16 protein-coding genes and 10 pseudogenes are annotated in these 23562 nt (G+C 59.6%); 13 read left to right on the top strand and 13 right to left on the bottom strand.

The features are described from left to right. Positions 1-191 precede the first annotated feature (191 nt). The 3 pseudogenes from AB5S05_RS21040 to AB5S05_RS21030 form a co-directional block, all read right to left on the bottom strand. Positions 192-362 (bottom strand): annotated as a pseudogene (locus AB5S05_RS21040) (integrase core domain-containing protein); the annotation flags it as partial. A gap of 45 nt (positions 363-407) precedes the next feature. Further along, a pseudogene (tnpC, locus tag AB5S05_RS21035) lies at positions 408-1076 on the bottom strand (IS66 family transposase); the annotation flags it as partial. Further along, positions 1075-1690 (bottom strand): annotated as a pseudogene (locus AB5S05_RS21030) (transposase family protein); the annotation flags it as partial. The pseudogenes AB5S05_RS21030 and tnpC, both read right to left, overlap by 2 nt. A 208-nt stretch (positions 1691-1898) precedes the next feature. Between AB5S05_RS21030 and AB5S05_RS21025 the strand changes: the two are divergent. Further along, the gene (locus AB5S05_RS21025; RefSeq protein WP_438943602.1) at positions 1899-3191 is read left to right on the top strand and encodes a flavin-containing monooxygenase; all 1293 of its coding nucleotides are present in this window, start codon (positions 1899-1901) and stop codon (positions 3189-3191) included. A 174-nt stretch (positions 3192-3365) separates the two neighbouring features. Here the strand turns inward: AB5S05_RS21025 and AB5S05_RS21020 are convergent. Then, positions 3366-3971: pseudogene (locus AB5S05_RS21020) on the bottom strand (IS3 family transposase); the annotation flags it as partial. A 168-nt stretch (positions 3972-4139) separates the two neighbouring features. Here AB5S05_RS21020 and AB5S05_RS21015 point away from each other — a divergent pair. Genes AB5S05_RS21015 through argE form a run of 3 tightly spaced genes read left to right on the top strand, consistent with a single transcriptional unit; the run spans position 4140 to position 6399 of the window. Next, entirely contained in the window at positions 4140-4556 is a 417-nt protein-coding gene (locus tag AB5S05_RS21015) for a RidA family protein (protein ID WP_369289466.1), read from the top strand. A gap of 16 nt (positions 4557-4572) precedes the next feature. Then, positions 4573-5247, top strand: a complete 675-nt coding sequence (locus AB5S05_RS21010) for a DUF1028 domain-containing protein (RefSeq protein ID WP_369289465.1) — start codon at positions 4573-4575, stop codon at positions 5245-5247. Beyond that, complete coding sequence (gene argE / locus AB5S05_RS21005) at positions 5248-6399, top strand: acetylornithine deacetylase (protein ID WP_369289464.1); 1152 nt, start codon at positions 5248-5250, stop codon at positions 6397-6399. Positions 6400-6420: 21 nt separating this feature from the next. On the opposite strand, the pseudogene AB5S05_RS21000 reads toward argE, so the two are convergent. The 5 genes and pseudogenes from AB5S05_RS21000 to AB5S05_RS20980 form a co-directional block, all read right to left on the bottom strand. After that, positions 6421-6783: pseudogene (locus AB5S05_RS21000) on the bottom strand (integrase core domain-containing protein); the annotation flags it as partial. Positions 6784-6913: 130 nt separating this feature from the next. Then, positions 6914-7669: an IS21-like element helper ATPase IstB gene (gene istB / locus AB5S05_RS20995; protein WP_369289463.1), complete on the bottom strand. Its 756-nt coding sequence runs from the start codon at positions 7667-7669 to the stop codon at positions 6914-6916. Positions 7670-7686: 17 nt separating this feature from the next. After that, positions 7687-9201: an IS21 family transposase gene (istA, locus tag AB5S05_RS20990; RefSeq protein WP_369289462.1), complete on the bottom strand. Its 1515-nt coding sequence runs from the start codon at positions 9199-9201 to the stop codon at positions 7687-7689. Positions 9202-9390: 189 nt separating this feature from the next. After that, positions 9391-9816, bottom strand: a pseudogene (locus AB5S05_RS20985) (transposase family protein); the annotation flags it as partial. A 29-nt stretch (positions 9817-9845) separates the two neighbouring features. Next, a pseudogene (locus AB5S05_RS20980) lies at positions 9846-10525 on the bottom strand (IS3 family transposase); the annotation flags it as partial. Between the two features lie 10 nt (positions 10526-10535). Here AB5S05_RS20980 and AB5S05_RS20975 point away from each other — a divergent pair. The 6 genes and pseudogenes from AB5S05_RS20975 to AB5S05_RS20950 form a co-directional block, all read left to right on the top strand. Beyond that, positions 10536-10703 (top strand): annotated as a pseudogene (locus tag AB5S05_RS20975) (IS481 family transposase); the annotation flags it as partial. A 188-nt stretch (positions 10704-10891) separates the two neighbouring features. After that, positions 10892-12223, top strand: a complete 1332-nt coding sequence (locus AB5S05_RS20970) for an FAD-dependent oxidoreductase (protein WP_369289461.1) — start codon at positions 10892-10894, stop codon at positions 12221-12223. Positions 12224-12357: 134 nt separating this feature from the next. Beyond that, complete coding sequence (locus AB5S05_RS20965; protein ID WP_369289460.1) at positions 12358-13836, top strand: BCCT family transporter; 1479 nt, start codon at positions 12358-12360, stop codon at positions 13834-13836. Position 13837: 1 nt separating this feature from the next. Then, positions 13838-14971, top strand: a complete 1134-nt coding sequence (locus AB5S05_RS20960) for a mandelate racemase/muconate lactonizing enzyme family protein (protein WP_369289459.1) — start codon at positions 13838-13840, stop codon at positions 14969-14971. Next, the gene (locus tag AB5S05_RS20955; RefSeq protein WP_369289458.1) at positions 14971-16110 is read left to right on the top strand and encodes a mandelate racemase/muconate lactonizing enzyme family protein; all 1140 of its coding nucleotides are present in this window, start codon (positions 14971-14973) and stop codon (positions 16108-16110) included. Before AB5S05_RS20960 ends, AB5S05_RS20955 begins: the two co-directional genes overlap by 1 nt. Beyond that, positions 16095-16745, top strand: a complete 651-nt coding sequence (locus AB5S05_RS20950; protein WP_369289457.1) for a GntR family transcriptional regulator — start codon at positions 16095-16097, stop codon at positions 16743-16745. The genes AB5S05_RS20955 and AB5S05_RS20950 overlap by 16 nt, the downstream gene beginning before the upstream one ends. Positions 16746-17101: 356 nt before the next feature. Here AB5S05_RS20950 and AB5S05_RS22280 read toward each other — a convergent pair. After that, a pseudogene (locus AB5S05_RS22280) lies at positions 17102-17199 on the bottom strand (leucine zipper domain-containing protein); the annotation flags it as partial. Between the two features lie 66 nt (positions 17200-17265). Further along, complete coding sequence (locus AB5S05_RS20945; protein ID WP_369289456.1) at positions 17266-18177, bottom strand: LysR family transcriptional regulator; 912 nt, start codon at positions 18175-18177, stop codon at positions 17266-17268. A gap of 409 nt (positions 18178-18586) precedes the next feature. Here AB5S05_RS20945 and AB5S05_RS20940 point away from each other — a divergent pair, with 409 nt between their 5' ends. The 3 genes from AB5S05_RS20940 (at position 18587) to AB5S05_RS20930 (ending at position 21313) form a co-directional block, all read left to right on the top strand. Then, on the top strand, positions 18587-19735 hold the full coding sequence (locus tag AB5S05_RS20940) for an aromatic ring-hydroxylating oxygenase subunit alpha (RefSeq protein WP_369289455.1): 1149 nt from the start codon (positions 18587-18589) through the stop codon (positions 19733-19735). A gap of 11 nt (positions 19736-19746) precedes the next feature. Further along, positions 19747-20859 (top strand): S-(hydroxymethyl)glutathione dehydrogenase/class III alcohol dehydrogenase, encoded by a 1113-nt coding sequence (locus AB5S05_RS20935; RefSeq protein ID WP_369289472.1) that lies wholly within the window; start codon positions 19747-19749, stop codon positions 20857-20859. 70 nt (positions 20860-20929) lie between these two features. Continuing rightward, positions 20930-21313: a VOC family protein gene (locus AB5S05_RS20930; protein WP_369289454.1), complete on the top strand. Its 384-nt coding sequence runs from the start codon at positions 20930-20932 to the stop codon at positions 21311-21313. 99 nt (positions 21314-21412) lie between these two features. Here AB5S05_RS20930 and AB5S05_RS20925 read toward each other — a convergent pair whose 3' ends face one another. Then, a complete protein-coding gene (locus tag AB5S05_RS20925) occupies positions 21413-22186 on the bottom strand; it encodes an E2 domain-associated cysteine-rich protein (RefSeq protein WP_369289453.1) in 774 nt (257 codons plus the stop codon). Next, positions 22183-23433 (bottom strand): annotated as a pseudogene (pycC, locus tag AB5S05_RS20920) (Pycsar phage resistance system uridylate cyclase PycC); the annotation flags it as partial. The gene AB5S05_RS20925 and the pseudogene pycC, both read right to left, overlap by 4 nt. Positions 23434-23562: the final 129 nt, after the last annotated feature.

Here is a 23562-nt window from a genome sequence, read left to right as displayed (position 1 = left end):
GGATCTGAACAACTCATCGCCAGTACAGGCATAGTCCGCTCAGCGCGCGTTGGAATTGGCCTGAGCCGGCTGGATCAACCAGAAACCCGGTTTTTACCCGGGTTTCTGCGTATTACAGACCTCCAAATTTTGTCCAGGCAATCAAGACTTCGGGTAATCCCGCCATTTTTAGTACTGGCCAGAAGTAGAGGTCAGGCCGCGAGGGCCAGCTTCTGTTTGGGGGTGATGCCTTCCAAGGCCATATTTGGCCGTCCGTGGTTGTATGTCCATACCTAACGAGTTGCATGCCCCTGCACCTCGGCGATGGATTCGAACAGATAATGTCCCAGTCAGTCGTAACGCACCGTGCGGTTGTAGCGTTCGTAAGCGCTCCATAAACCCCGTCTTCCTTTGACGAGGCCTTGTGGTCAGGATGTGCTTGCCGGAAGGCAGCTCCACGGCAGCAGCGCTTCGTAGTATTCGACGCGGCTCGCGGTGGGCAGGCGTTCCAGCACATGGCGCAGGTAGGCGTAGGGCTCCTGGCCGTTGGCCTTGGCGGTTTCGATCAGGCTGTAGATGTGTGCACTGGCCGTCGCGCCCTTGGGGGTGTCGCTAAACAACCAGTTCTTGCGGCCGATGACTTACGGGCGGATGGCGTTCTCAGCGCGGTTGTTGTCGAACGGCAGGTGGCCGGCCTCGACGTAGCGCACCAGCTTGCTCCAGTTGCTGGCCAGGTAGTTCACCGCCTTGCCCAGGGCTGTCTGCCCGGCGACCTGCGACTGGGCCTTGTCCAGCCAGGCCTTGAGCTGGTCGAGCACGGGTTGGCTGCCCTGAGCAAGGCGGGCGGCCAGGCGTTCGCTGTCGTCGGCCTCTTTCAGGTCACGCTCGATACTGTAGAGCTGGTTGATCAGGTTCAGCGCCATGTCGGCTCGCCCGGTCTTGCCCTTGGGCTGCACCTTCTGCGCTTCGACGAACTTGCGCCGGGCATGCGCCCAGCAGCCCAGGCGTTCGATGCCCTCTCGTGCGGCCACGCCATTGTAGCCGGCATAGTCGTCGGTCATCAGGTAGCCGCGATAACCCTCGAGCAGGCGCAGCGGCGTTCTGTTGCGGATTGCCGGGCTGGATATGCTCCAGGTGAGTGCCGTGCTTTTCAGCCCGAAGTGATCCAGCGCGCGCACCACCCGCTCTGCTGGCAGTGACAGGTCGATATCCATGACCAAGGCTTCACGGTTGAAGTCGTCGATCAGGTTGAACAGGCGGAAACTACGACCGTCGGCCAACTGGTCGTGCATTAAGTCCGTCGACCAGCAGTGATTGATCGCCTCCGGACCGCCAGTGGCTCAGGCTTTTCCCGCACGATGCGTTTGTGCGGCTTCATCCGCAGGTTCAGCCCCAGCTCCCGATAGATCCGGTACACCCGCTTGTGATTCCACCGGTGGCCTTTCACGGTGCGCAGGTACAGGAAGCACAGGCCGAAACCCTAGTTGCGCTGATTGTGTGTGAGGCGGATCAGGTGGTCGGCGATCTCGGCATTTTCCGAGGACAACCGAGCCTGGTAGCGATAGCAGGCAACGCTGATACCAAATGCCAGGCACGCCTGTTTAGCACTGACTCGGCCGGAGTATACGGCCTGCTGTGCCATCTCTCGCCGCCGAGAAGGCTTCACCACTAATGAGATGGTCATCCGTGACCTTAAGGCGGCGCTGACGCGCTATACGATCAGTTACGAGTACAGACTGCCGCAGCCGTAACCCCAACCCCGGTTACACAGAATTCTGCACTTCGTCTGCTAATACAGCTCACCCTGCACCGACGAGTTCCTCAATGGTCCCTTCAGCCCGCTCTCCTACTGGGCCTAGCTTTTTCCTGCCTAACGACGATAAAAAACATAATTTCGCTATTACGCGTATCTACACAGAATGCATCGCACAGCCTCTGTGAAGGAAACAGACATGTCAGTCGAAAATATAGAAATAGACACCCTTATCGTCGGCGCCGGCCAAGCTGGGGTGGCCATGAGTGAGCACCTAAGCAATCATGGCATTCCGCATCTTGTTCTGGAGCGGAATCGTATCGCCGAAGCCTGGCGTACAGGGCGCTGGGATTCGCTAGTCGCAAATGGACCCGCCTGGCATGATCGATTTCCGGGACTTAAATTTGAGGACGTGAGTCCCGACGATTTTGCGCACAAGGATCAGGTGGCCGATTACTTTGAAACCTATGCTAGGAAGATCGATGCCCCTATTCGCACTGGCGTGGAAGTGAAGAGTGTCGAACGCAATGTCGGTCGACCAGGTTTCACGGTCGAAACCTCCGAGGGCATGATTGAGGCCCTACATGTGGTGGCGGCAACTGGTCCCTTCCAGCGCCCCATCATTCCGTCAATTGCGCCTGAGGATGGCACCCTCACGCAAATTCACTCGGCGCAGTATCGTAATCCTCAACAGATGCGTGAAGGCGCTGTCCTAGTGGTCGGTGCCGGGTCTTCGGGAGTGCAGATCGCCGATGAACTGCAGCGTGCCGGCAAGCAGGTGTATCTCTCAGTGGGCCAGCATGATCGTCCCCCCCGCGCCTACCGCAATCGCGACTTCTGCTGGTGGCTGGGGGTGCTCGGCTTGTGGGACGCAGTGGCGATGCAGCCTGGCAAAGAACACGTCACCATTGCGGTGAGCGGTGCTCGTGGTGGCCACACCGTCGATTTCAGGGGCTTGGCCCACCGAGGGGTGACGCTGGTGGGGTTGACCAAATCCTTTAAGGACGGCGTGGTGTCTTTTAACGCGGACTTGGCTGATAACCTGGCAAGCGGCGATGAGTACTACCTGTCGCTGCTGGACGCGGCAGATGCCTATGTCGAGCGTAATGGTCTTGATCTCCCATTGGATCCTGAAGCGCGCAACATTTACCCGGAGCCGGAATGCGTGACCCAGCCCATTCTTGAGCTGGACCTGGCCAAAGCGGGCGTGACTTCGATCATCTGGGCAACCGGTTATGCAGCCGATTACAGCTGGCTGAAAGTCGACACATTCGACGCCAAAGGCAAACCACTACATCAGCGTGGTGTCTCTGCGGAGCCCGGTGTTTACTTCCTAGGTCTGCCGTGGCAATCCCGACGCGGTTCATCATTTATATGGGGCGTCTGGCACGACGCCAAGTACGTAGCCGACCACATCGATAATCGGCGCCGATACCTCACTTATCCTGATGCTTCGTAATGAGGGCAGGCTTGGTGTTGTGAAGTGCTCCGAGTTTCCTGAGGGTCGTTCCGTTTTGGTCTGTCCGCTATAACCTGACCTGCTTGTAGCTGGTGGAAGTTTGTTTCAGCTTCTGCAGGCGGGTTATGGCCGATGGAACTCATTAGACGTTTATTCTTGTGGCCAGTGCGCCAGCTGCAGGGGCGCCAGCTCCATTGCCTCGCAACCGCCGCACCGTGCCTCTGGCGACACAATGCCCTCTCGCCGCAGCTGCCTCCAGACCTCCGCCGCTACATAGCACTGCATGCTGGCATTTCAGACGCGCTGAGCCTCCGCGATCAGCGCCTCGTCGTGTCGAGCACGAGGAGTGCGGACCGGGTTGCGCAGACGATCGCATGCTTGCGGTGGACCGGGTGACCTGCAAGACGCGGCAGATCGACTCGTCCCCGAGACGGGACACGTTCTGATAGACAAAGGCCCTCAGGACTTGGTGTGGCACTCGGGTCCCGCTTAGGAAAATTGCGCTGGCCAGGCGGAATCTCGTTGGCCCTGCGCAGTTCGTGGTTCTCGCACTCCAGAGCATTGATGCGCTCCCGCTCTTCGATGGCCGTCCCCGAACGCTGCCCTGTATCGGTCTGATGACGGCGAATCCAACCATGCAGAGTCTGCGCAGCACAGCCGATCTTCGGTGTTATGGCTTGATGGCTGCCCACTCGAGTGGGGGGAGTCGTTCAGGTGCTCCATAACCATGCGCACGGAACGTCCGCGGACTTCAGCTGAGCCGGTCGTAGTATTTCTTATGATCTAATCTTCGCAAGAGTTGAGGCTTTCACGAAGCCCGGGGCGATTCATTTGCGCTTATCGCGCTAAGCATCTTTTACGTTACCCAACACTATAAAAAACCTCGTTTCGCCTCCGGTCGCACATGGGGAAAATGCCGTCATAACCCACCTGAAAGAGCAAACGTGGATGACCCAGCCGACTCACACTCGCATTCGCATGTTCAACACCAAAGAGACCTATCCCAATCAAAATCTTGACAACGATCTTTGTCAGGTCGTGCGGGCAGGTAATACCGTATATGTCCGCGGCCAGATAGGCACTGACTTTGAAGGCAATCTCGTCGGCCTCGGCGACCCACGGGCCCAGGCGGAGCAGGCGATGAAAAATGTCAAACAATTGCTCCAAGAGGCCGGCAGCGATCTGAGCCACATCGTAAAGACCACTACTTATCTGATCGATCCCCGCTACCGGGAACCGGTCTACCAAGAAGTTGGTAAATGGCTCAAGGGGGTATTTCCGATTTCCACGGGCCTGGTCGTTTCAGGGCTGGGACAGCCGGAGTGGCTGATGGAGATCGACGTAATTGCGGTCATTCCCGAATAAGAAGGATTAACACGCCATGACGTTTTCAATTGTCGCTCGTTGTGCCGAAACCGGGCAGCTGGGTATCGCCATCAGCTCGTCCAGTATCGCGGTGGGTGCACGTTGCCCTTGGCTATGTCCTGGGGTAGGCGCAGTCGCCACGCAGAACATCACCTTGCCGGCGCTTGGCCCGCAAGTGCTCGAGCAAATGGAGAGCGGATTATCACCCGCCGAAGCGCTGGATAAAGTGCTGACTAGCAATGGCTACACTCAATTTCGCCAACTGGCGGTTGTCGATCATCTAGGGCGTACGGCCTATTTCAGTGGCAGCGAAACGCTGGGCAAACACAATGCGTTGGCCGGGGAGCAATGCGTGGGGGCAGGCAATCTGTTGGCTGACCCTGCGGTGGTCGAGACGCTAGTGCGTACCTTTGAAAGCAGCGAAGGTCAGTTGGCCGACCGCCTGCTTGCCGCGATGCAAGCCGCCGTCGCAGCGGGTGGCGAGGCCGGGCCGGTACATTCGGCAGCCATGGTGGTGGTTGGTGAGCTGACTTGGCCGACTGTCGATCTACGGGTCGACTGGGCAGACGAAGATCCCATCGGGCAACTGGCGCAACTGTGGGCGGCTTACCGGCCGCAAATGCAGGACTACATTGTCCGCGCCCTTGATCCGACCAGGGCCCCGAGCTATGGCGTGCCAGGGGATGAGTAAGTGAGCAGTAGCCGAGAACTGTTGGGCTCGCTAATCGAATTCGATACCACCAGCCGCGAATCGAACCTGCAACTGATCGAGTTTGTACGCGACTATCTGGCCCAACTGGGCGTGTCCTGCGAACTGATCTTCAACGCCGAGCGTAGCAAGGCGAATCTGTTTGCGACGCTGGGGCCGGACAACGTTCCAGGTATCGTGCTGTCCGGTCACACCGATGTGGTTCCGGTGGATGGCCAGGCATGGACAGTTGCGCCTTTTGCGCTGACGGAGAAAGACGGCAAGCTCTTTGGTCGCGGCAGTGCTGACATGAAGGGCTACATTGCCTGCGTGCTGGCTGCAGTGCCTAAACTGTTGGCGGCACCGCTGCGCATGCCGGTACATATTGCTTTGTCGTATGACGAAGAGGTCGGTTGCTTGGGCGTACGCTCATTGCTTGCCGAACTGAAGCTGCGGCCACTCAAGCCCCTATTGTGCATCATTGGCGAGCCCACCGAGCTCAAGCCGGTACTCGGCCACAAGGGCAAGCTGGCCATGCGCTGCAATGTTAAGGGGGCGGCGTGTCACTCGGCCTATGCGCCGCAAGGCGTCAACGCTATCGAATATGCCGCACAGTTGATTGGCGAACTGGGGCGTATCGGCGCAGGGTTGCGCGCCCCTGAGCTTCACGATTCGCGCTTCGATCCGCCTTACAGTACTGTGCAGACGGGTGTCATCACCGGTGGCAAGGCCCTCAATATCGTTCCGGCGGATTGCCGTTTTGATTTTGAAGTGCGTGCGTTGCCTGTGCAGGATCCGCGTGAGGTGACTGATCAGCTTGAGCGTTACGCCGAGCAAGTAGTTCTGCCGAAGATGCAAGCCGTCAACGGTCAAAGCAGCATTCGCTTTTCCGAGTTATCGACTTATCCGGGGCTCGCCACCGATTCCCAGAGCCAAGCGGCACAGTTGATTGCGCAATTTTGTGGTTCAAGCGAATTTACAACGGTTGCCTTTGGCACTGAAGGTGGGCTGTTCGACGCCATCGGCATACCAACGGTGATCTGCGGTCCTGGCAGTATGGACCAGGGGCACAAGCCCGATGAGTTCGTCAGTGTCGAACAGTTGGACGCATGCGATGCGATGCTCGGCCGCATCGCATCCTCGCTCCACGCCTGAACTCAAGCCCCCGTCTTGGGGCTAGCTGTGTAAACCCAGTACGTTGTTTAGTGGAAGTGGCGCGCGGCTAATGGGCGGGTTGTAACCGAGACTGGCATGTGGGCGGTGCCAGTAATAGTGGTGCAGCCATGACAGCAGATGGGCCGCGCGCTGTTCGGAGTTGTCGTAACTGCGGGCATAGGCCCATTCTCGCAAGCTGGTCTGGATCAAGTGCTCGGCCTTGCCATTGGTGCGTGGCGCATACGGTTTGGCGCGCAGATGGCGCAGCCCCAATCGTCTGTCCTGGCGACGGCACTTGCGTGAGCCATAGCCGCTGCCGTTGTCGGTCATGATGCGGGTGAAGTGGATACCCAGGCTGCGGTAGTAACGCAGCGCCTGAACTAAAGTGCGGATTCCACGCCATCCGGCCACCCAGTCCACGCTTATCCGGCCGGGCATTCCACGCACACCCGGCCAGCTGTTCCACGACCATCCGGCCGGGCAGTCGGAGCGCAGCGACGCAGGGCTGGCATTGTTAGTCCGAGCTGCCCGGCGTCGTCAATTTCTTCGCCCGCTTGCGCAGCGATTCACCCTTGAGGTTGATCCGATACGCGTTGTGCACCAGGCGGTCGAGGATGGCGTCGGCCAGGGTCGGGTCACCGATCAGCTCGTGCCAGTTGTCCACCGGCATCTGGCTGGTCACCAGCGTCGAGCGCTGGCCGTAGCGGTCGTCCAGTAGCTCCAGCATGTCGCGGCGTTGTTCGGCAGTGAATGGCGCCAGGCCCCAGTCGTCGAGGATCAGCAGATCGGTCTTGGCGTAGCCGCTCATCAGCTTGGCGAAGCGTCCGTCGCCATGGGCCAGGCCCAGCTCCTCCAGCAGCCTCGGCAGGCGCAGGTAGCGCACGCGGTAGCCGTCCCGGCAGGCCTTGTGAGCCAGGGCGCAGGCCAGCCAGGTCTTACCGACGCCGGTGGGACCGCCGATGATCAGATTGAGGCCATCGTGCAGCCACTGGCCACTGCTCAGCTGGAGTATCAGCGCCTTGTCCAGGCCGCGTGGGCTGCGGTAGTCGATGTCTTCGAGACAGGCGTTGTGCCGGAGCCGGGCCTGCCGCAGACGGCTGCTCAGGCGCTTGTCGTCGCGCTCGGTCAGCTCGCGGTCGACCAGCAGGCCGAGGCGCTCCTCGAAGCTCAGACTGTCGATATCGGGGGTGTTGAGTTGCTCGGCGAGGGCCTTGAGCATGCCGTTCAGACGCAGGCTCTGGAGCTTGTCCAGGGTCGGGTGGTGCAACATGGTGGAGTCCTTCTCGTTCAGTGGTAGTAGCCTGCGCCGCGCAGGTTGGTGTGGTCGTCCGGCAGCAGGGGCAGGTTGGCTTGAGCCAATGGCAGGTTTTCCAGGCCCTGGCGCAGGATCGATTCGAGGCTTTTGTAGCTGCACGCGCCGAGGCTGAGGGCGCGGCGGCAGGCCGCTTCCAGGCGCTCTTCGCCATGGGTCTTGCCCAGGCGCAGGATGCCCAGGCAGGCCCGGTAGCCGTGGCTCGGATGGATGCGCCGTTCGAGGATGTGGCTGATCACCCCGGCGGTGTTCGGCCCGGTCTGCTCGGCCCAGCGGATCAGCCGCTGCGGCGTCCACTCGGCATGCTCGCGATGGCTTTTGGGCATGTGCTCAAGCTGCGTGCTGTGCCGGCCCTTGTGCGGTGAGCGCAGGTGGCTGGCCACGCGCTGGTTGCCGTGGAAGCACTCCACGGTGCGCGCCGTCAGACGTACCTCCAGCTGTTGTTTCACCAACTGGTAGGGCACTGAGTAGTAATGCCCGTCGACCTCGACGTGGTAGTCGATGTGCACCCGCGCCTTCTTCCACTCGGCATAGGTGTAGGGCTGTTCCGGCAACGGGCGCAGTGCCGGACGATCCAGGCTGTCGAAGGCCAATTGGCGGCAGCCCGGCAGCTTCCGGAACGGGCGCCGGTTGAGCCGCTCCAGCAGCGCGGCGATGGCCGTGTTGAGTTCGTCCAGCGAGAAAAACTGACGGTTCCTCAACGCGGCGAGGATCCAACGTTCCACCACCTGCACACCGACCTCGACCTTGGCCTTGTCACGCGGCTTGCGTACCCGCGCCGGCACCACGGCCACCCCGTAGTGCTCGGCCAGATCACGGTAGCTGGGGTTGATGTCCGGCTCGTAGCGATGGGCCTTGCTCACGCCGCTGAGCAGGTTGTCCGGCACCACGATCTCCGGCACCCCGCCCAGAAAGGTGAAGCAGCGGGCATGGGAGCCCAACCAGTCCGACAACTGCTGCGACCAGGTGGCCTCGGCGAAGGTGTAGCTGGAGGCGCCAAGCACCGCGACGAACACCTGCGCCAGGCGGATCTCGCCGCTGTGGCGGTCGATCACCGGCACCGTCTGGCCGGCGTAATCGACGAACAGTTTCTCGCCGACGCGATGCTCCTGGCGCATCACCACGTCCAGCTTGCCCTGCAAGGCGCGGTAGTGCTCGCAGAACCAGCTGTACTGGAAGCCCTGCGGCTGGCTCAGCCGATACTCCTGCCAGAGCAGCGCCAGGGTCACGCCGGGCCGGCGCAGCTCGGCATGCACCCAGGCCCAGTCGGGCAATGGCCGCTGCTCGCTGGGCACCACGGGGGGCGGTGGAAACAGCTGGCGCTCTAACTCCGCATCGGTCAACGCGGTGGGCCAGGTAAGGCCGCTGGCGGCAAGGCGGTTGAGGTAATCGCTGACGGTGGCACGACCGATCTGAACACTGACTGCAATCTGTCGAGCCGATAGTCCGACCTCAAATTTGAGGCGCAGTACCTCGCAAATCTTACGCATGGATAAACGCTCCACGACGACCTCTCTGCTTCGAAAAAGAGACCGATGGTAGTGAAGAAATCCTGCGTGGCTGCCTGCCCGGGTGGTGGCCGGATGGCCGTGGAATCAGTGGCCGGATGCGCGTGGAATGGGTGGCCGGATCAGCGTGGACTCGGCGGCCGGATGCTCATGGAATGGGTGGCCGAATGGCCGTGGAATCCGCACTAAAGCCCGGCAAGCACTGCGGCCACGCTCATCGGGATGCAAACTGCTGAAAGCGACACGACAGACATCGTCGACCGCCACATGGACGAACTCCCAGTCCGCCCCATTGGAGTTTCGCTGGCGATCGCCGGTAACCCGGTGGCCCGGCTTGTGGAAGCGCCCCAGCTTCTTGATATCCAGGTGCAGCAGATCGCCCGGCGTCGGGTACTCACAGCGCACCACTGGCGGTGCCGGCTCCAATTCGGCCAGCCGGTGCGAGCCGACCCGCTGCAAATGGCGAGCCACTGTGCTGACGGCCAGGCCCAATTGGATCGCTATCTGCCGGTAAGTATGGCGAGCACGACGCTGCTCGATCATCCGCTCAACCAGCCTATCGGACACTGCATTAAGACAGTGCTGTGGACGTGATGAATGGACTACCCCCACTCCGGTAGACATCCTCGGCTTATGCTGCTGATTAGGTCGTTGGCCTTGAAGAAGCTCTGCCAGTCCGAGCTGCTGAACTGGCTGCCTGGTCGGAGTGAATCATCACTTCCTGCTTGGGCTTGCGCCGCCAGACCGCCATCAGCAACGCAACGATGGCCAGGTCGCTGCACATCCGTGGCTTCATCGACCAGCCAATCACTTGGCGCGAAAATAGATCCAGCACCACCGCCAAGTACAACCAGTCCTCATAGGTGCGGATGTAAGTGATGTCGGTGACCCAGACCTTGTTCGGTTCACTGACGTTGAACTGCCGCTCCAGGCGGTTGGGCGAGGCCACCGTCGGCTTGCCCTCGTAATACCCCGAGCGCCGACGATAGCCGGTCTGCGAGCGCAGCCCCTCCGCCCGCATCAGGCGAGCCACGCGGTGCCGACCACAGGACTCCCCCAGCTCGCGCAGGTCGTCGTGGATCTTGCGGTAGCCGTAGACCCTGCCGCTTTCCAACCAGGCATGCTTGATCAATCCGAGCAGGCGCTGATCTTCCTTGGCGCGCACCGATTTCGGCTCGACCAGCCAGGCGTAGTAACCGCTGGGATGCACCTTAAGGATCTGGCAGAGGCGCCGTACCGGGTGCTCCACCGACTGCTTGCTGATGAAGGCGTACTTCAGCCGGACTCCTTGGCAAAGTACGCTGCGCCGTCTGGTTGGGCGATGGGGGTTGCGCCATTTGCGCACCAAACCGTATACGCCACGCACCAACGGCAAGGGCGATCGCTTCATCCAAACCAGCCTGCACGAATGGGTCTATGCCCGCAGCTATGACTGCTCCCGACAGCGCATGGCCCATCTGCTGCCATACAACTGGCCCCCCCCGCGTTGATTCGCAATCTCTCTCCGAGGGCCTCCGCGGCTGTTGGCGCATCCATCTTAAGTCAGTGTTCCTTCGGTTTGGGGCGGATCGTGTATCTCGATTCAAGATGCCGTTGACGTGTGTGAGAAATTGGTATTTCATTGGTATATTGAAAATATATTTGAAATATTGCCGTGAGGAGCCCGTGCGAGATGACCTACACCCGCAACCTTCCATCTGGATTCAAGTTCGAGCTGAACAGCTTCGGTCACTTCGATGTCGTTGTGGTCGGCGGTGGCCCGGCCGGTATCGCCGCGGCCGTTACGGCCGGTGAACGTGGGCTCAGCGTGCTGCTGATCGAGCGCCTCGGGTTCTGCGGCGGCGCGGCCGTGGCAGGTCTGTCCGGCACCATCTGCGGCCTGTACATGACGGTGGAGAACCCTCATGAGGCGACCCCGGAGCAGATTATTTTCGGCTTCGCTGAGCAGTTTCGCGATGCGCTTTACCGTGAGGGGGGCCTGACCGAGCCGCAGATCTACGGCAAGACCTGGGTCGCCACCCATGACTGCGCCAAGTACAAGAAGGTGGCCACCGACATGCTGCGGGCCGCCAAGGTGACTGTGCTCTACCACACCCAGGTAATCGATGTGATCGCCGAGGAGGAGGAACTCAAGGGCATGGTGTTGCACACCAAGTCGGGGTTCACCGCGGTCTATGCCAAGAAGGTCATCGACGCCAGCGGCGATGCGGATGTGGTCTACAAGATGGGCCTGAAGACCACCAAGGGCAACAACGGGGTCATCCAGAACCCCTCGATGATGTTCAAGGTCGGCAACGTAAACCTGCCCAAGTACCTGGCCTACTGGGGTCAGGACACCATCTCGCCGCCCAAGGTGGTGAGCATGCTGGAGGCCCAGGACGAGCTGCTGCGCAAGAAGGTCTGGCTGTTCCCCACGGTCAATCCCGGTGAACTGCTGGTAAATGCCACCAAGATCACCGGTTTCGACAAGCGCGCGCTGGACGTCACCGACCCGGTCGATCACACCGAGGCGGAGCAGTTTTCCATCTATCAGGCCAAGGCTTTCTTCGACTTCTTGAAGGCCAACGTGCCCGGCTGTGAAGACAGCTACTTCATCGACTACGCCACTGAGGTCGGTGTGCGCCAGACCCGCTCAATCGATGGCGTGGCGCGTCTGACCAATGACGATGTGATCAGCAAGCGCAAGTTTGGCGATGCCATCGCGAAAAGCTCCTGGCCTATCGAGTTGCACTACGGCGCCAAGCCTAAGACCGAGTGGTTGGTCGAGGACTACTACGAAGTGCCGTTTCACACCCTGGTGCCCAAGGTCGGCAAGAACCTCATCGTCGCCGGTCGCTGCCTCAGCAGTGAGCACGAGGCGCTGGCCAGCTGCCGGGTCACGGCGCAGTGCTTCGAGTACGGCCGGGCGGCCGCCTTGGCGGCGGACCTGGCGATCAAGGAGGACCTGGCGTTCCAGGCCATCGAAGGCGGACACATGGCCTATCTGATGCAACAGATCAGTTAACTGGCTTGTTGCGCAACCAACCCCCGGTAATTACAACAACAAGAGGTGTACTAATGAATATAAAAACTGCCGACGTTCCAATCGGGTCCATCGTGGAAAAGCCGATCGTCACGTCCATCGAAACAAACCGACAAATGCAGATCATCAGCCTGCTGATCATCTGTGCTGCGGCGATTCCCCTGGTGGTCTTCCCGGAGCAGAGCGCGACGGCGATCGACGCGCTGTTCAAGTGGGTGACGCACACCTTCGACTTCGTCTACCTCGCCGTAGGTCTGGGGGCTCTGCTCTTCATGCTGGCCCTGGCCTGCTCCAGGTATGGTGACATCAAGCTCAGCGCCGACCAATACGCCGCGCCCGAGTTCACCAAGTTCGGTTGGGGCACCATGGTGTTCCTCGCCGGTATCGCCTCCGGCCTGATGCTCTGGGCGGGTACCGAGTGGGGCTACCATTTCGCCTGGACCCCCTTCGGCCTGGAGGCCAAGACCAAGGAAATGTACACAGTGGGCCAGGCCTACGGCATCTTCCACTGGGGGCCTACTGCCTGGGCCATTTATTGTGTGCCGACCATCGCCATGTCGTACATCTACTACGTGCGCCAGAAGCACATCTACAGGATCGGCGAGGCGTGCCGTGGGGCGCTGGGCGACCTGGTGGACGGCCCGCTCGGGACCCTCATCAACTACCTGTTCATCCTCGGCGTGCTGGGGGCGTCCGCCACCTCCCTGGGGTTGGGCACACCCATGATCGGCGGCGCCCTGGCCGAGGTGCTGGGTATTAGTGGCAGCATCTATTTGGATATGTCGATCATCCTCGTCTGCACCGCGGTCTTCACCGTCAGCAGTGGCCTGGGGCTGACCAAGGGCATCAAGCGCCTGAGCACCTTCGCCACCGTGGTCACCCTGGCGATCGTGGTCTACGTCCTGCTCGTCGGCCCCACCAAATTCATTCTGGGCCTGGGCATGGATTCGCTCGGCTACATGGTGGAGAACTACATCCGCATGAGCACCTGGACCGACAGCGTCAACCAGAGCGGCTTCCCGCAGGCCTGGACGGTGTTCTACTGGGCCTGGTGGGTGGCCTACGCCCCGTTCATGGGCATGTTCGTCACTCGCATCTCCCGCGGCCGCACCATTCGCGAGGTGATAGTCGGCATGCTGAGCTACGGCACCTTCGGCTGTGCACTGTTCTACGTGGTATTGGGCGGCTACGGCATCAACCTGCAGATGACCGATACCCTGGCGCTGTCGGAGCTGGTGAATACCCAGGGCGTGGCGCCGGCTATCCTCGCGATGTTCAAGACCCTGCCCCTCAGCGGCCTGGTGTTGCTGGCGGTCGCCGTCTCCGGGATCGTGATGCTGGCCACCACCTTCGACTCCGCCGCCTACGTGATGGCCTGCGCCACCACCCGCAAGCTGGGCGAGGGCCAGGAACCGCAGCGTTCCAACCGCCTGTTCTGGTGCTTCGCCATCGCCATCCTGCCCCTGGCGCTGCTGTTCCTCGGCGGCCTGAAGACCATGCAGACCACCTCGGTGCTTATCGGTCTGCCGCTGATGATCATCATGGTGCTGATGATGATCACCACCCTCAAGTTCATCAAAGAAGACAACGCCTGATATGACCCGGCCAATTGTGAAAAACATCGAGATCTTCGCGATTGGCCCCGATGGCGAGAAGATCAGCTGGTCTTCTCACCTGGGGCCCATGTACGAAGCGATGATCGTCGCCCGTCTGACCTTCGACGATGGCCTGCAGGGCATCGCAGGCCTGACCACCTACACCGAGCACGAGTTCGACCAGACGGCCTTCCACAGCCTGGCGCTGATGGCGCCGTTCCTGCTGGGCAAGGGGCTGCACGAGGCACCGCGGATCGCCAAGGCCATGGCCGGCAAGTACGTGCCGCTCAAGCACCTGTCGATGTCGCTGTTCGACATCGCCCTGCATGACGCCAAGGCCAAGGCGCTGAACCTGCCGATCTACCAGATGCTGGGTGCCGCCAAGCACAAAGTGCGGGCCTATGCCTCCAGCCCGGTCATGGCCACGGTCGATGACTACATCGCCTACTGCCACCGGATGCTCGGCCAGGGCTTCAACGCCATCAAGATTCACCCGCGCTGCGTCTTCGCCGGGGACATCGCCCTGGTCCATGCGCTGCACGAGGAGTTCGGCGGCCGGGCGATCGGCTGGAGCCTGGACATCGACGCCAACTACGGCTTTCAGGAGGCCCTGCAGATGGGCCGCCTGCTCGATCGCTACCAGTGGGAGTTCTACGAGGAGCCGCTGCCGGATACGGACCTGGATGGTTACCGGAAGCTGGCGGCGGCCTTGGATCTGGACGTGATCAGCGGGGGCAACTCACTGCCCAACCTGCAGCTGATCAAGCACGGCCTGCAGAACCATTGCTGGGATCGCAGCCGTTTCGATGTCACCAGCATCGGCGGCTACACCGGCGCCGCCCAGGTGATGGGGGTGACCCGTGCCCAGGGCTTGAAGGCCGAGGTGCAGTCCTGGGGCTATACCCTGACCCAGGCGGCCAACCTGCATCTGATGCTGGCCTATGACAACTGCGAGTATTTCGAACAGGCGGCGCCCTATGAGAAATACGAAGTTGGTGCCAAGCAGGTCTTCCGTCCCGACGCGCAAGGTTTCATCCATCCCACCGGCTTGCCCGGGCTGGGGGTCGAACTGGACTGGGATGTGCTGGAGCCCTTTATCTACCAGAGACGGCAGTTAAGCCTGGGAAATGAGTGATGAGCATCCGAATCGATAGTGTCGAAGTCATTTGCCTGCAGGACCCACAAGCGGACTTCGTCCGCTTCGAGGGCAGTTACCAGAATGCCCTGATCGTGGTGCGTGGGGACAACGGCCTGTACGGCGTCGGCGAAACCGATTCGCCACCGCAGGTGATCAAGGCGCTGATCGAGTCGCGGCCTTACAACTATCTGTCCTCGGGGCTGGCCAGCGTGCTGGTCGGCGAAGTGCTGGATGACCCGGTGCGCCTGTGGAACAAGATGTATAGGAGCACCAACTGGCATGGCCGCTACGGCGTGGCCATCCACGCCATCAGCGCTCTGGATATCGCCCTATGGGATCTGTTCGCGCGCAGCGAACAGAAGCCCCTGCACGCCTATATGGGCGGCATGAAACATAGGCGACTGCCGGTGTACGCGACCCTCTATCCAATGGCGGCGGAACCGCAGCTGTTCGAGCAGCAAGTGGGGGCCTGCCTGGAACAGGGCTTCAAGCGCATCAAGATATGCGTGGAGCCCTGGTGGCAAGACCGAGCGCTGGCTATCGGCAACCTGAGGCGCCTGCGCGAGTTCGTCGGCCCCGACATCGAGCTGATGGTGGACGTGGCCATGGAGTTCACCCGTTTCGAGCAACTAGAGCCCTTCCTCGACACGTTGAAGTCCCTGGACTTCAAGTGGATTGAGGCCCCCTTCGATGCGGACAACCTGGAAGACCATCGCCGGCTGCGGGCGGCGACTCCAATTCCAGTGGGGGTTGGCGATCTTGGTTTCACCACCTGCAAGGAGTTCCAACCCTACCTGACGGCCGATGGCTTCGACATCGCTCAGCCGGACATCACCCTGTTCGGCGGCGTCAGCGAAGTGATTAAGTTGCGGGACATGCTCGCGCCGAGAGGCAAGCGCATCGTGCCCCATGCCTACAACACCGACCTGACCATTGCGGTTAACGCCCAGTTTCTCAGTGCACAAGAGCGTATCGAGCCGTTGGAGTACTCCACGAGCCCGTCGATTCTTCGTCGTCAGTTGGTGGTCAATCCACTTCGCCCGGATGGGCAGGGTATGATCACCCTCGATGAAGGCACACACGGGCTCGGGCTTGAGCTCAACTGGGATTTGGTCAACGCATGCAGAACGCCGTAGATAAACGAAGCAAAGCCGAAATCGCCCATGACGAACTCGAGGCGGCGATAGTCGACTGCCAGATTGCCCCGGGCTCGGTCATGACCGAAACCGAGATCAGTGAGTATCTCGGTCTGGGGCGTACGCCGGTACGCGAAGCGCTGATCGAGTTGGCAAACGAGAATCTCGTACGCCTCTCACGGGCTGGCGTGGTAATCCCCGAACTCAACCCGCTGACCATGCTGAAACTGTTGGAACCGCGGGTATTGATAGAGCGCTTGTGTATCGAAAAAGCGGTCGAACGACTGGTTGAGGACGACAAGCCGCCCATCCTGGAAGTGATCCAGGCGCTCGAAGGCTTGGCACGCGATGACCGCAAGGGCTTCATGGCCTTGCTGCGGCGTATGCATCACATCCTCGCACGTTCTTCGAAGAACGAATTCATCCTCTCAAGCATAAAAACCACCCAAGGGCTTTCCCGGCGTTTCTGGTGCTATTACGCCACCAGCGAGGATCAAGCCTATTGCACCCAGCTGTATATCAAACAGATGCAGGCTCTGGTCAATCAGAACAAAGAGGTTGCGGTTGAAGCCTCCGCTGAGCTAATGCATTACCTGCATAATTTTACCAAGGCTCATCTGGACCACTTTAAGTAACCACTGAGTGCAATGTTTCCGATACCGAATACTCCGGCAACCGCAAACAAAACAGACGTGAGCACAATCTGGCGGAGGTGGAATAGCTGGTGCAGTGGGAAGTGCGACAGACTTTGATTGAGCTGTTCTACTCCTAAAGCTGGCATTGGCTCTGCATGAGAGGGGCTCGTATCGCTGCCCCCTCATTTCACGAATTCGACGATTTTGCGCAAAGTCCCCTTATAGGGCGATCTGTAAGCGTCTGGCCAACACTCCTCCTCGATCCCTCCAGCTCGCGGCATGGTGTCCACCTGTTTTTGGTGGACACCATTGCAAGCCCCTTGGACTACCCCGCTCCGGTAGACATCCCCGGCCTATGCTTGTACCGCATCCTCGACTCGCAGGCCGTTGAGCATGCGTTGCACCAGAAGGGCTCGACCTCGTGGGGTAAGACGGCATGTTTATGCAAGTTCATCCAGGGGTCCTGGAAGGCTGTGTTGGTCGCACTTCCAGAATTCCGGGAATGCCCCGGATGAACAGCCTACTGAGAGATCACAGCTAGCTGTTCCCGACAGTGATCGACAAACAGTTGCGCTGGTTTGGTCAGCTGCGCGCGGCGTAGCCAGGCTGCCGAAAGCCCTGAGCCCGTTACGTTTTCTGCCAATGGCACGCACACTAGCTTCTGACCGTCATAGGTGTAATCGGAGTGCGGCCGCGTCACCAAGATAGAAAAGCCGAAACCGCGACCGACCATGCCCCTGACCATTTCGATGGACGGTGAGCTGAACAGGATATTCGGGCTCAATCCGCGCTCCTCGAAAATGCTGACAAAGTAGGTGCGGCTGGGTTGCACATCCAGCAGCACCATAGGCTCCAGCACCAGGTCGTTGAGCGAAACTTTTGCCTGATGGGCAAAACGGTGCCCCTCGGGTAATAGCGCATAGGGTTGTTGCTGCGCCATCAGCGGAAGGGTGTCGATGGTACTGTCCAGATCATGCTCGTAGAGGATTGCCAGATCGATGCTCCCAGACGTCAGCGCCTGTACCAACTCCTGCTGTTCGCCGTCGCGAATACGAATTTCTACCCCAGGCCAGAGATCCCGAAATCCTGCAATCAGCATTGGCAGGTAAAGCGGCGCAACGGTTTCAAAGCAGCCGACATCGATTTGTCCGGAAACCACATCATTGTCGGCCAGGGCGTTTTGCTCGAACTCGTGAGCTACCCGCAACAACTCCTTCGCCTTGCGATAAAACCGTGCGCCACTGGGCGTCAACGAGACACCCTGAGCGTGGTGGCGAATGAACAGCTGTACAGAGAAACTGTCTTCCAGGCTCTTGATGGCGGTGGAAACCGAAGGGTGTGCGATATACAGCTTGCGTGACGCCTCCGCTACGCTGCCGCACTCGACTGTGGTTACGAAGTATTTGAGCTGTCGCAGGTTGTAAGCTGCCATTTTACCTCTTCCCAGACTTGCCCCGTGCCCCGAAGTAGAGCGAGAAAACTACGTATGACTCGCATGCGCTTTTACTCAAGGCCAATGCACGTTCAGCACAGGATGACCCGGCTCGCTCCAATCACTCCGCAGATCGACATCTGTCTCAGAAAGAGCGTTCGGGCCTAGCGCCCTTTGCACCGGCGATCAGGTCGATTCAGGTTCGCACAAAAAGGATGCGAGACGTACCAGAACCGCCCGTTCTTGAGCATTATTTTTATCAGATCAAGGCAGATTTTTACTTCTTTATCTATCCATCCTCCTCGGCCAATATCTTTTCAGTCACTCGCCCTGCACAGGTGTCATGTGCTGCGATCGGCTGTATTTGCGTCGCAGGGCGCTTGTTGCAACGCCTATTCGAGGAGCTTTCATGGCACAGTTAATCACCCCCACACCCGTGGCCGAACTCACCGCAATGCTGCAGGAAAACTGTGATCGGGATTTTTCCGATGCCCGGTCGATGCCGCCAGAGGTCTACACCTCTGAACAGTTTCTCGAACTGGAAAAGCAGCAACTTTTTCGCACGCAATGGCTGTGCGCGGGCCGTGCCAGTCGGTTGCAGAAGACCGGCGACTATCTGACTTGCAATCTGGCTGGCCAACCGGTGGTGGTGCTTCGCGATAACCATCAGCAGATCCGCGCTTTTTCCAACGTCTGCCTGCATCGTATGTCGGTGCTGCTGCAGGGCAGTGGCAATGTACGTTCGATCGTTTGCCCCTATCACGCCTGGGGATATGACCTGGACGGGAAGCTTCGCGGTGCGGCACAAATGGATCGCCAGAGCGGCTTTTGCAAAAGTGACTACCAGTTGCCCAGTGTGCGCTGCGAGGTTTGGCGGGGCTGGGTCTATGTGACGCTGGACGAACAATTGCCACCACTGAATGAGCACCTGCGCGAGCTCGACGCGCTGATCGGACACTACCGAATGGAGGACTACGTCGAGACCTTCCAGGAAGAACACATCTGGGACAGTAACTGGAAGATCCTGGCCGAAAACTTCATGGAAAGTTACCACTTGCCCATGCTGCATCGGGCGACGGTCGGGCCGCACTCGCGGCTCGATGAAATGGAATGCCCGCAAGGCTATGAAGCGTTCAATTACCACTGGATCACCAAGGAAGCGTCGCTTGCGATTGGTAATGCGCACCCTGACAACCAGCACCTGGAAGGTCACTGGCGCAAGACAACAGCGCTGCTGAGCATTTATCCCAGTCATTTGATTACCCTGACCCCTGGGTATTTCTGGTACCTGATCCTGCAGCCGCACGGTGTGGATCAGGTGCACATCCGCTTTGGCGGCGGTCTGTCGCCGGAGTTCATTAACGATCCCAAGGCTGCCGAATACATGAGTAGCCTTAAAACCTTGCTCGATGAAGTCAATGCTGAAGACCGCCAAGGTGTGGAGGCGGTAATGCGCGGAGTGCGGGCGCCGCTGGCGAAACCTGGCCACTTGAGCCACCTGGAACGTCCCAACTATGACTTTGCACGCTACATTGCCAAGCGAGTGACTCAACAATGAATGCAACTACCTTGATTAAGTCGCGCGCCGCTGTTGCGTTCGGCCCGAATGAACCTCTTAAGATCGTTGAAGTCGATGTGCAACCTCCGAAATCTGGCGAGGTTTTGATTCGCATCGTCGCCACCGGTGTATGTCATACTGACGCCTATACTCTGTCCGGTCAGGACTCCGAGGGCGTGTTCCCCTGCGTCCTCGGTCACGAGGGCGGTGGCGTGGTCGAGGCGGTCGGCGAAGGGGTGACCTCAGTCAAAGTGGGCGATCACGTGATCCCGCTGTACACCGCCGAATGCGGCCAGTGCAAATTCTGCAAGTCCAACAAGACCAACCTATGCAGCTCGGTCCGTGCCACCCAGGGCAAGGGCCTGATGCCGGACGGTACCACGCGCTTCTCCTACCAGGGGCAGCCGGTCTACCATTATATGGGCTGCTCGACCTTCTCTGAGTACACTGTGCTGCCGGAAGTCTCCGTTGCCGTGATTCCGAAGGAAGCACCGCTGGACAAGGTCTGCCTGCTGGGCTGCGGCGTTACCACTGGCATTGGTGCGGTGCTCAATACCGCCAAGGTGGAAGAGGGCGCCACCGTAGCAATCTTCGGCCTAGGCGGCATCGGTCTGGCCGCCATCATCGGTGCCAAGATGGCGAAGGCCTCGCGCATTATCGGTATCGACATCAACCCGGCCAAGGAAGCCGTGGCCCGTGAGCTGGGTATGACCGACTTCGTCAACCCGAAGGAGCACAGCAAGCCGGTCCAGGAAGTCATCGTCGAGATGACCAGCGGTGGTGTCGACTACAGCTTCGAGTGCATCGGCAACGTGCAGCTGATGCGTGCGGCGTTGGAGTGCTGCCACAAGGGCTGGGGGGAGTCGACCATCATCGGCGTGGCGCCGGCTGGTACCGAGATTAGCACCCGTCCGTTCCAGCTGGTGACCGGCCGCGTCTGGCGCGGTAGCGCCTTCGGTGGCGTGAAAGGCCGGACCGAGCTGCCGGGTTATGTCGAGAGATCACAGAAGGGCGAGATCCCTCTGGATACCTTCATCACGCACAACATGCCGCTGGAAGACATCAACAAGGCCTTCGATCTGATGCTCGAAGGCAAGAGCATCCGTACGGTGATCCACTTCTAAGAATTTTCTCGGTGCATCTTTGGATGCACCGCTTTCGCTCCTCAACAACCCACCCGCAATGGAGACATTCATGTCGATCTTCACTCATGTAACTGTTGGCACCAATGATTTGGAAAAGTCCCGTAAGTTTTACGACGAAGTACTCGGTAAGATTGGCTTGAAGCGAATCGCTGACCTCGGTGATAACGGCTCGATCTGGGGCGTGGACAAGCCTTCCTTCTTCGTGCTCAAGCCTGCAAACGGCCAACCTGCTACTGTGGGTAACGGCGTAACTGTCAGCTTTGAGGCTCCAAATCGCGCCGCCATCAATGCTTTCCACGAAGCAGCTATTGCTGCTGGCGGCAAAGATGAAGGTGCGGCGGGCACTCGCGACTGGGCACCCAATGCCTATGCTGCTTACGCTCGTGACTTGGACGGCAACAAGCTTGCTGTGTACAGCTTCCAAGCCGAGTAATTTGGTTTCAGCGGCGTCTCTGGGGCGCCGCCCCATTAGCTTTCGTGGCGATTTTTGGAGCAGTACTCGCCAGGGTACCAGCCCGAATTACACCGGGACCTATGGGCTGAGTGGGCAGTTATCGCAGGATCCACAGCAAGGCTTGCCGTGCATTGAGTCCCAATATTGCCGTTCAGCCTCTTCCCAGTCGCGCAATGCGAAAGCCAGTTCGGTAGCCTGCTTTGCATGGTCATGACAGCGTCGAATTCGTTTAGGACGGCGGCGTCCATACAGGCCGCAGAAGCAGCGCCTTTTTTGGTTGATTACCCGCTGGGACCTTTCCCACACGCTATACAAAGGCACTGTGCCGGAGAACACATCTAAGATAGGTCGCTCCTTGGACTTTCTGCGCTTGAGCCCTAGCTGATTTACCGCAAGATCGTTAGCGATTTTGCCATTGATTGCGCTCGCAGCCTTCTGCGCTCGCAGTTGATGTCGAGCTGCGTCGCCGTGTGCCCACGCGGAACTATTTGGCCATCTGCGCAGAGTGCGAGCGCGCTCTTGAAGCTTTAGGTATTTGTAGATTGTCTCAAGCCAGGCACGAGCGGACGGCTCGTCTGAGACAGGAAGCGGATTGGCGCCTGCGTAAAACAGACAGAACGTACCGTCATAATTGATGTGCCGTTCCGGGCAAAAGCCTGGCAAGTGATGTGGTGTGCTTTCGCGTGCTTCTATCCATTCACCGTCTTGGCGTAAATGCAGCTTGTAGGGAAGCGTTCTCCCGTCCACCAGCCGAATCGGAAGATCAAGCATTGCTGTCTGCGGAGCGGATGTTACACAGGTAGCCCCGAAATCTGGGGCGACCTGTGCAATCAGGTCGAGCGCTGTGCTCAACGGCTGCCGTCTACTTTCTGGCGGGAGTGGGGCTGTACCTGACGCTCATCTGCGCGAATGATGGCGGCGGAGCCCACGTAGACTTCCGAGCGAGCTTGCTTCGCTGATGCGTCCCCATCATCTGCCAGGGCCTCGGTAGCTTCGTTGTAGTCCAGGTGCAATGTCTTGCGACTCTTCCCAAACAGGTTCTGCACAGCTTTCGATGCTGCGTCGTAAGCTGCTTGCCCGATCGCGGTTTCCACCCCCGAACACGCGCATTGGCGTTTCTCAGAATCGATCACGCTACGCCCGATAGCGCACCTAACTCTATTACCCTTGGCGCCCAGGCGCGTGACGGCTATAGGGCCCAGATCGAAGCCAATCGCGAGGCCGAGGTCGCCGGTTTCAATACCTCCGGCCTTCAGTCGCTCAATTGCGAGGTTGAAGCTGCTGCGCAGTGCACCTGCTAGCCGTGTGGCCTCGGATACTGACTTTTCTTCGTCAGTAGTATGCGCGGTGCCGTCACAGGATAGGGCCTGCACGCAGTCTCCGATGAAGCGCACCCGGCGCCCTTCGAAGTCGGAAGTCACGACCCGCTCCAGCTCGGAGCGGATGACATGCAAAGTCTGCACGACATCGTCGGTCTTCTCGTTGATGTGGTCGGCCACGTAGGCTGTGAAGCCATCAATATCGGCGTAGAGGCTCACCATCTCCTGTCGCTTCGAGTTGGCCGGAGTCAGCGAGTAAATGTCCATATCACGTAGGGGTGGGGTTTGGCGGGAAAACTGGTAACCGCCAACGGGGTTCTTTTTCAGATCCTCACGCCACTCTTCGACGATCTCGTCGGACGTGAAATCCAGCTTGGCCGCATCCTGACATGCCTTGATCTCTGTCGCGGTTAGGGCAGATTTTTCCGGCGCATCGCTTTCCGCAAGGCCGATGGCCTTACGAGCATTGTTGGTCAGATAGATACCCCTGGCCTTGTTATTACTGGCCAGTTTCGCGGCATGGTTCGCAGGGTCGCCCAGGAACAAGGGGTCGCGGTACCCGCTGCGGCCATTGTTTACAGCAAGAGCTAGGCCGGTATCGATGCCAATTCGAACCTTGGCTGCTGGGATTTGCTCATCGTCGTCGCCCGTCTCTGCAAGCACGTCAATGATCAGTTGCGCAGTCGCAACAGCGCGTTGAACACGCTTGGTCTCAGCACCGGACTCAGTGTTGTACGGCTTAGTGAAAAGGGAGTGCAGCCGCTGACTGTGGAAGTCGACGCTGGACTTACCCCTATCAAACCGGACACCGACACCCCGTTAAGTTGATGCCTCAGCCAAGCGCCTGAATTCCCGAGGCGAGCGGTATTTCAGTGCGCTGTGTGGATGTTCCTCGTTGTAATGCTCGAA

The sequence above is a fragment of the Pseudomonas zhanjiangensis genome, assembly GCF_041027545.1.
GTDB classification, from domain to species: domain Bacteria; phylum Pseudomonadota; class Gammaproteobacteria; order Pseudomonadales; family Pseudomonadaceae; genus Aquipseudomonas; species Aquipseudomonas zhanjiangensis.
This window is presented reverse-complemented; position numbering and strand designations above follow the sequence as displayed.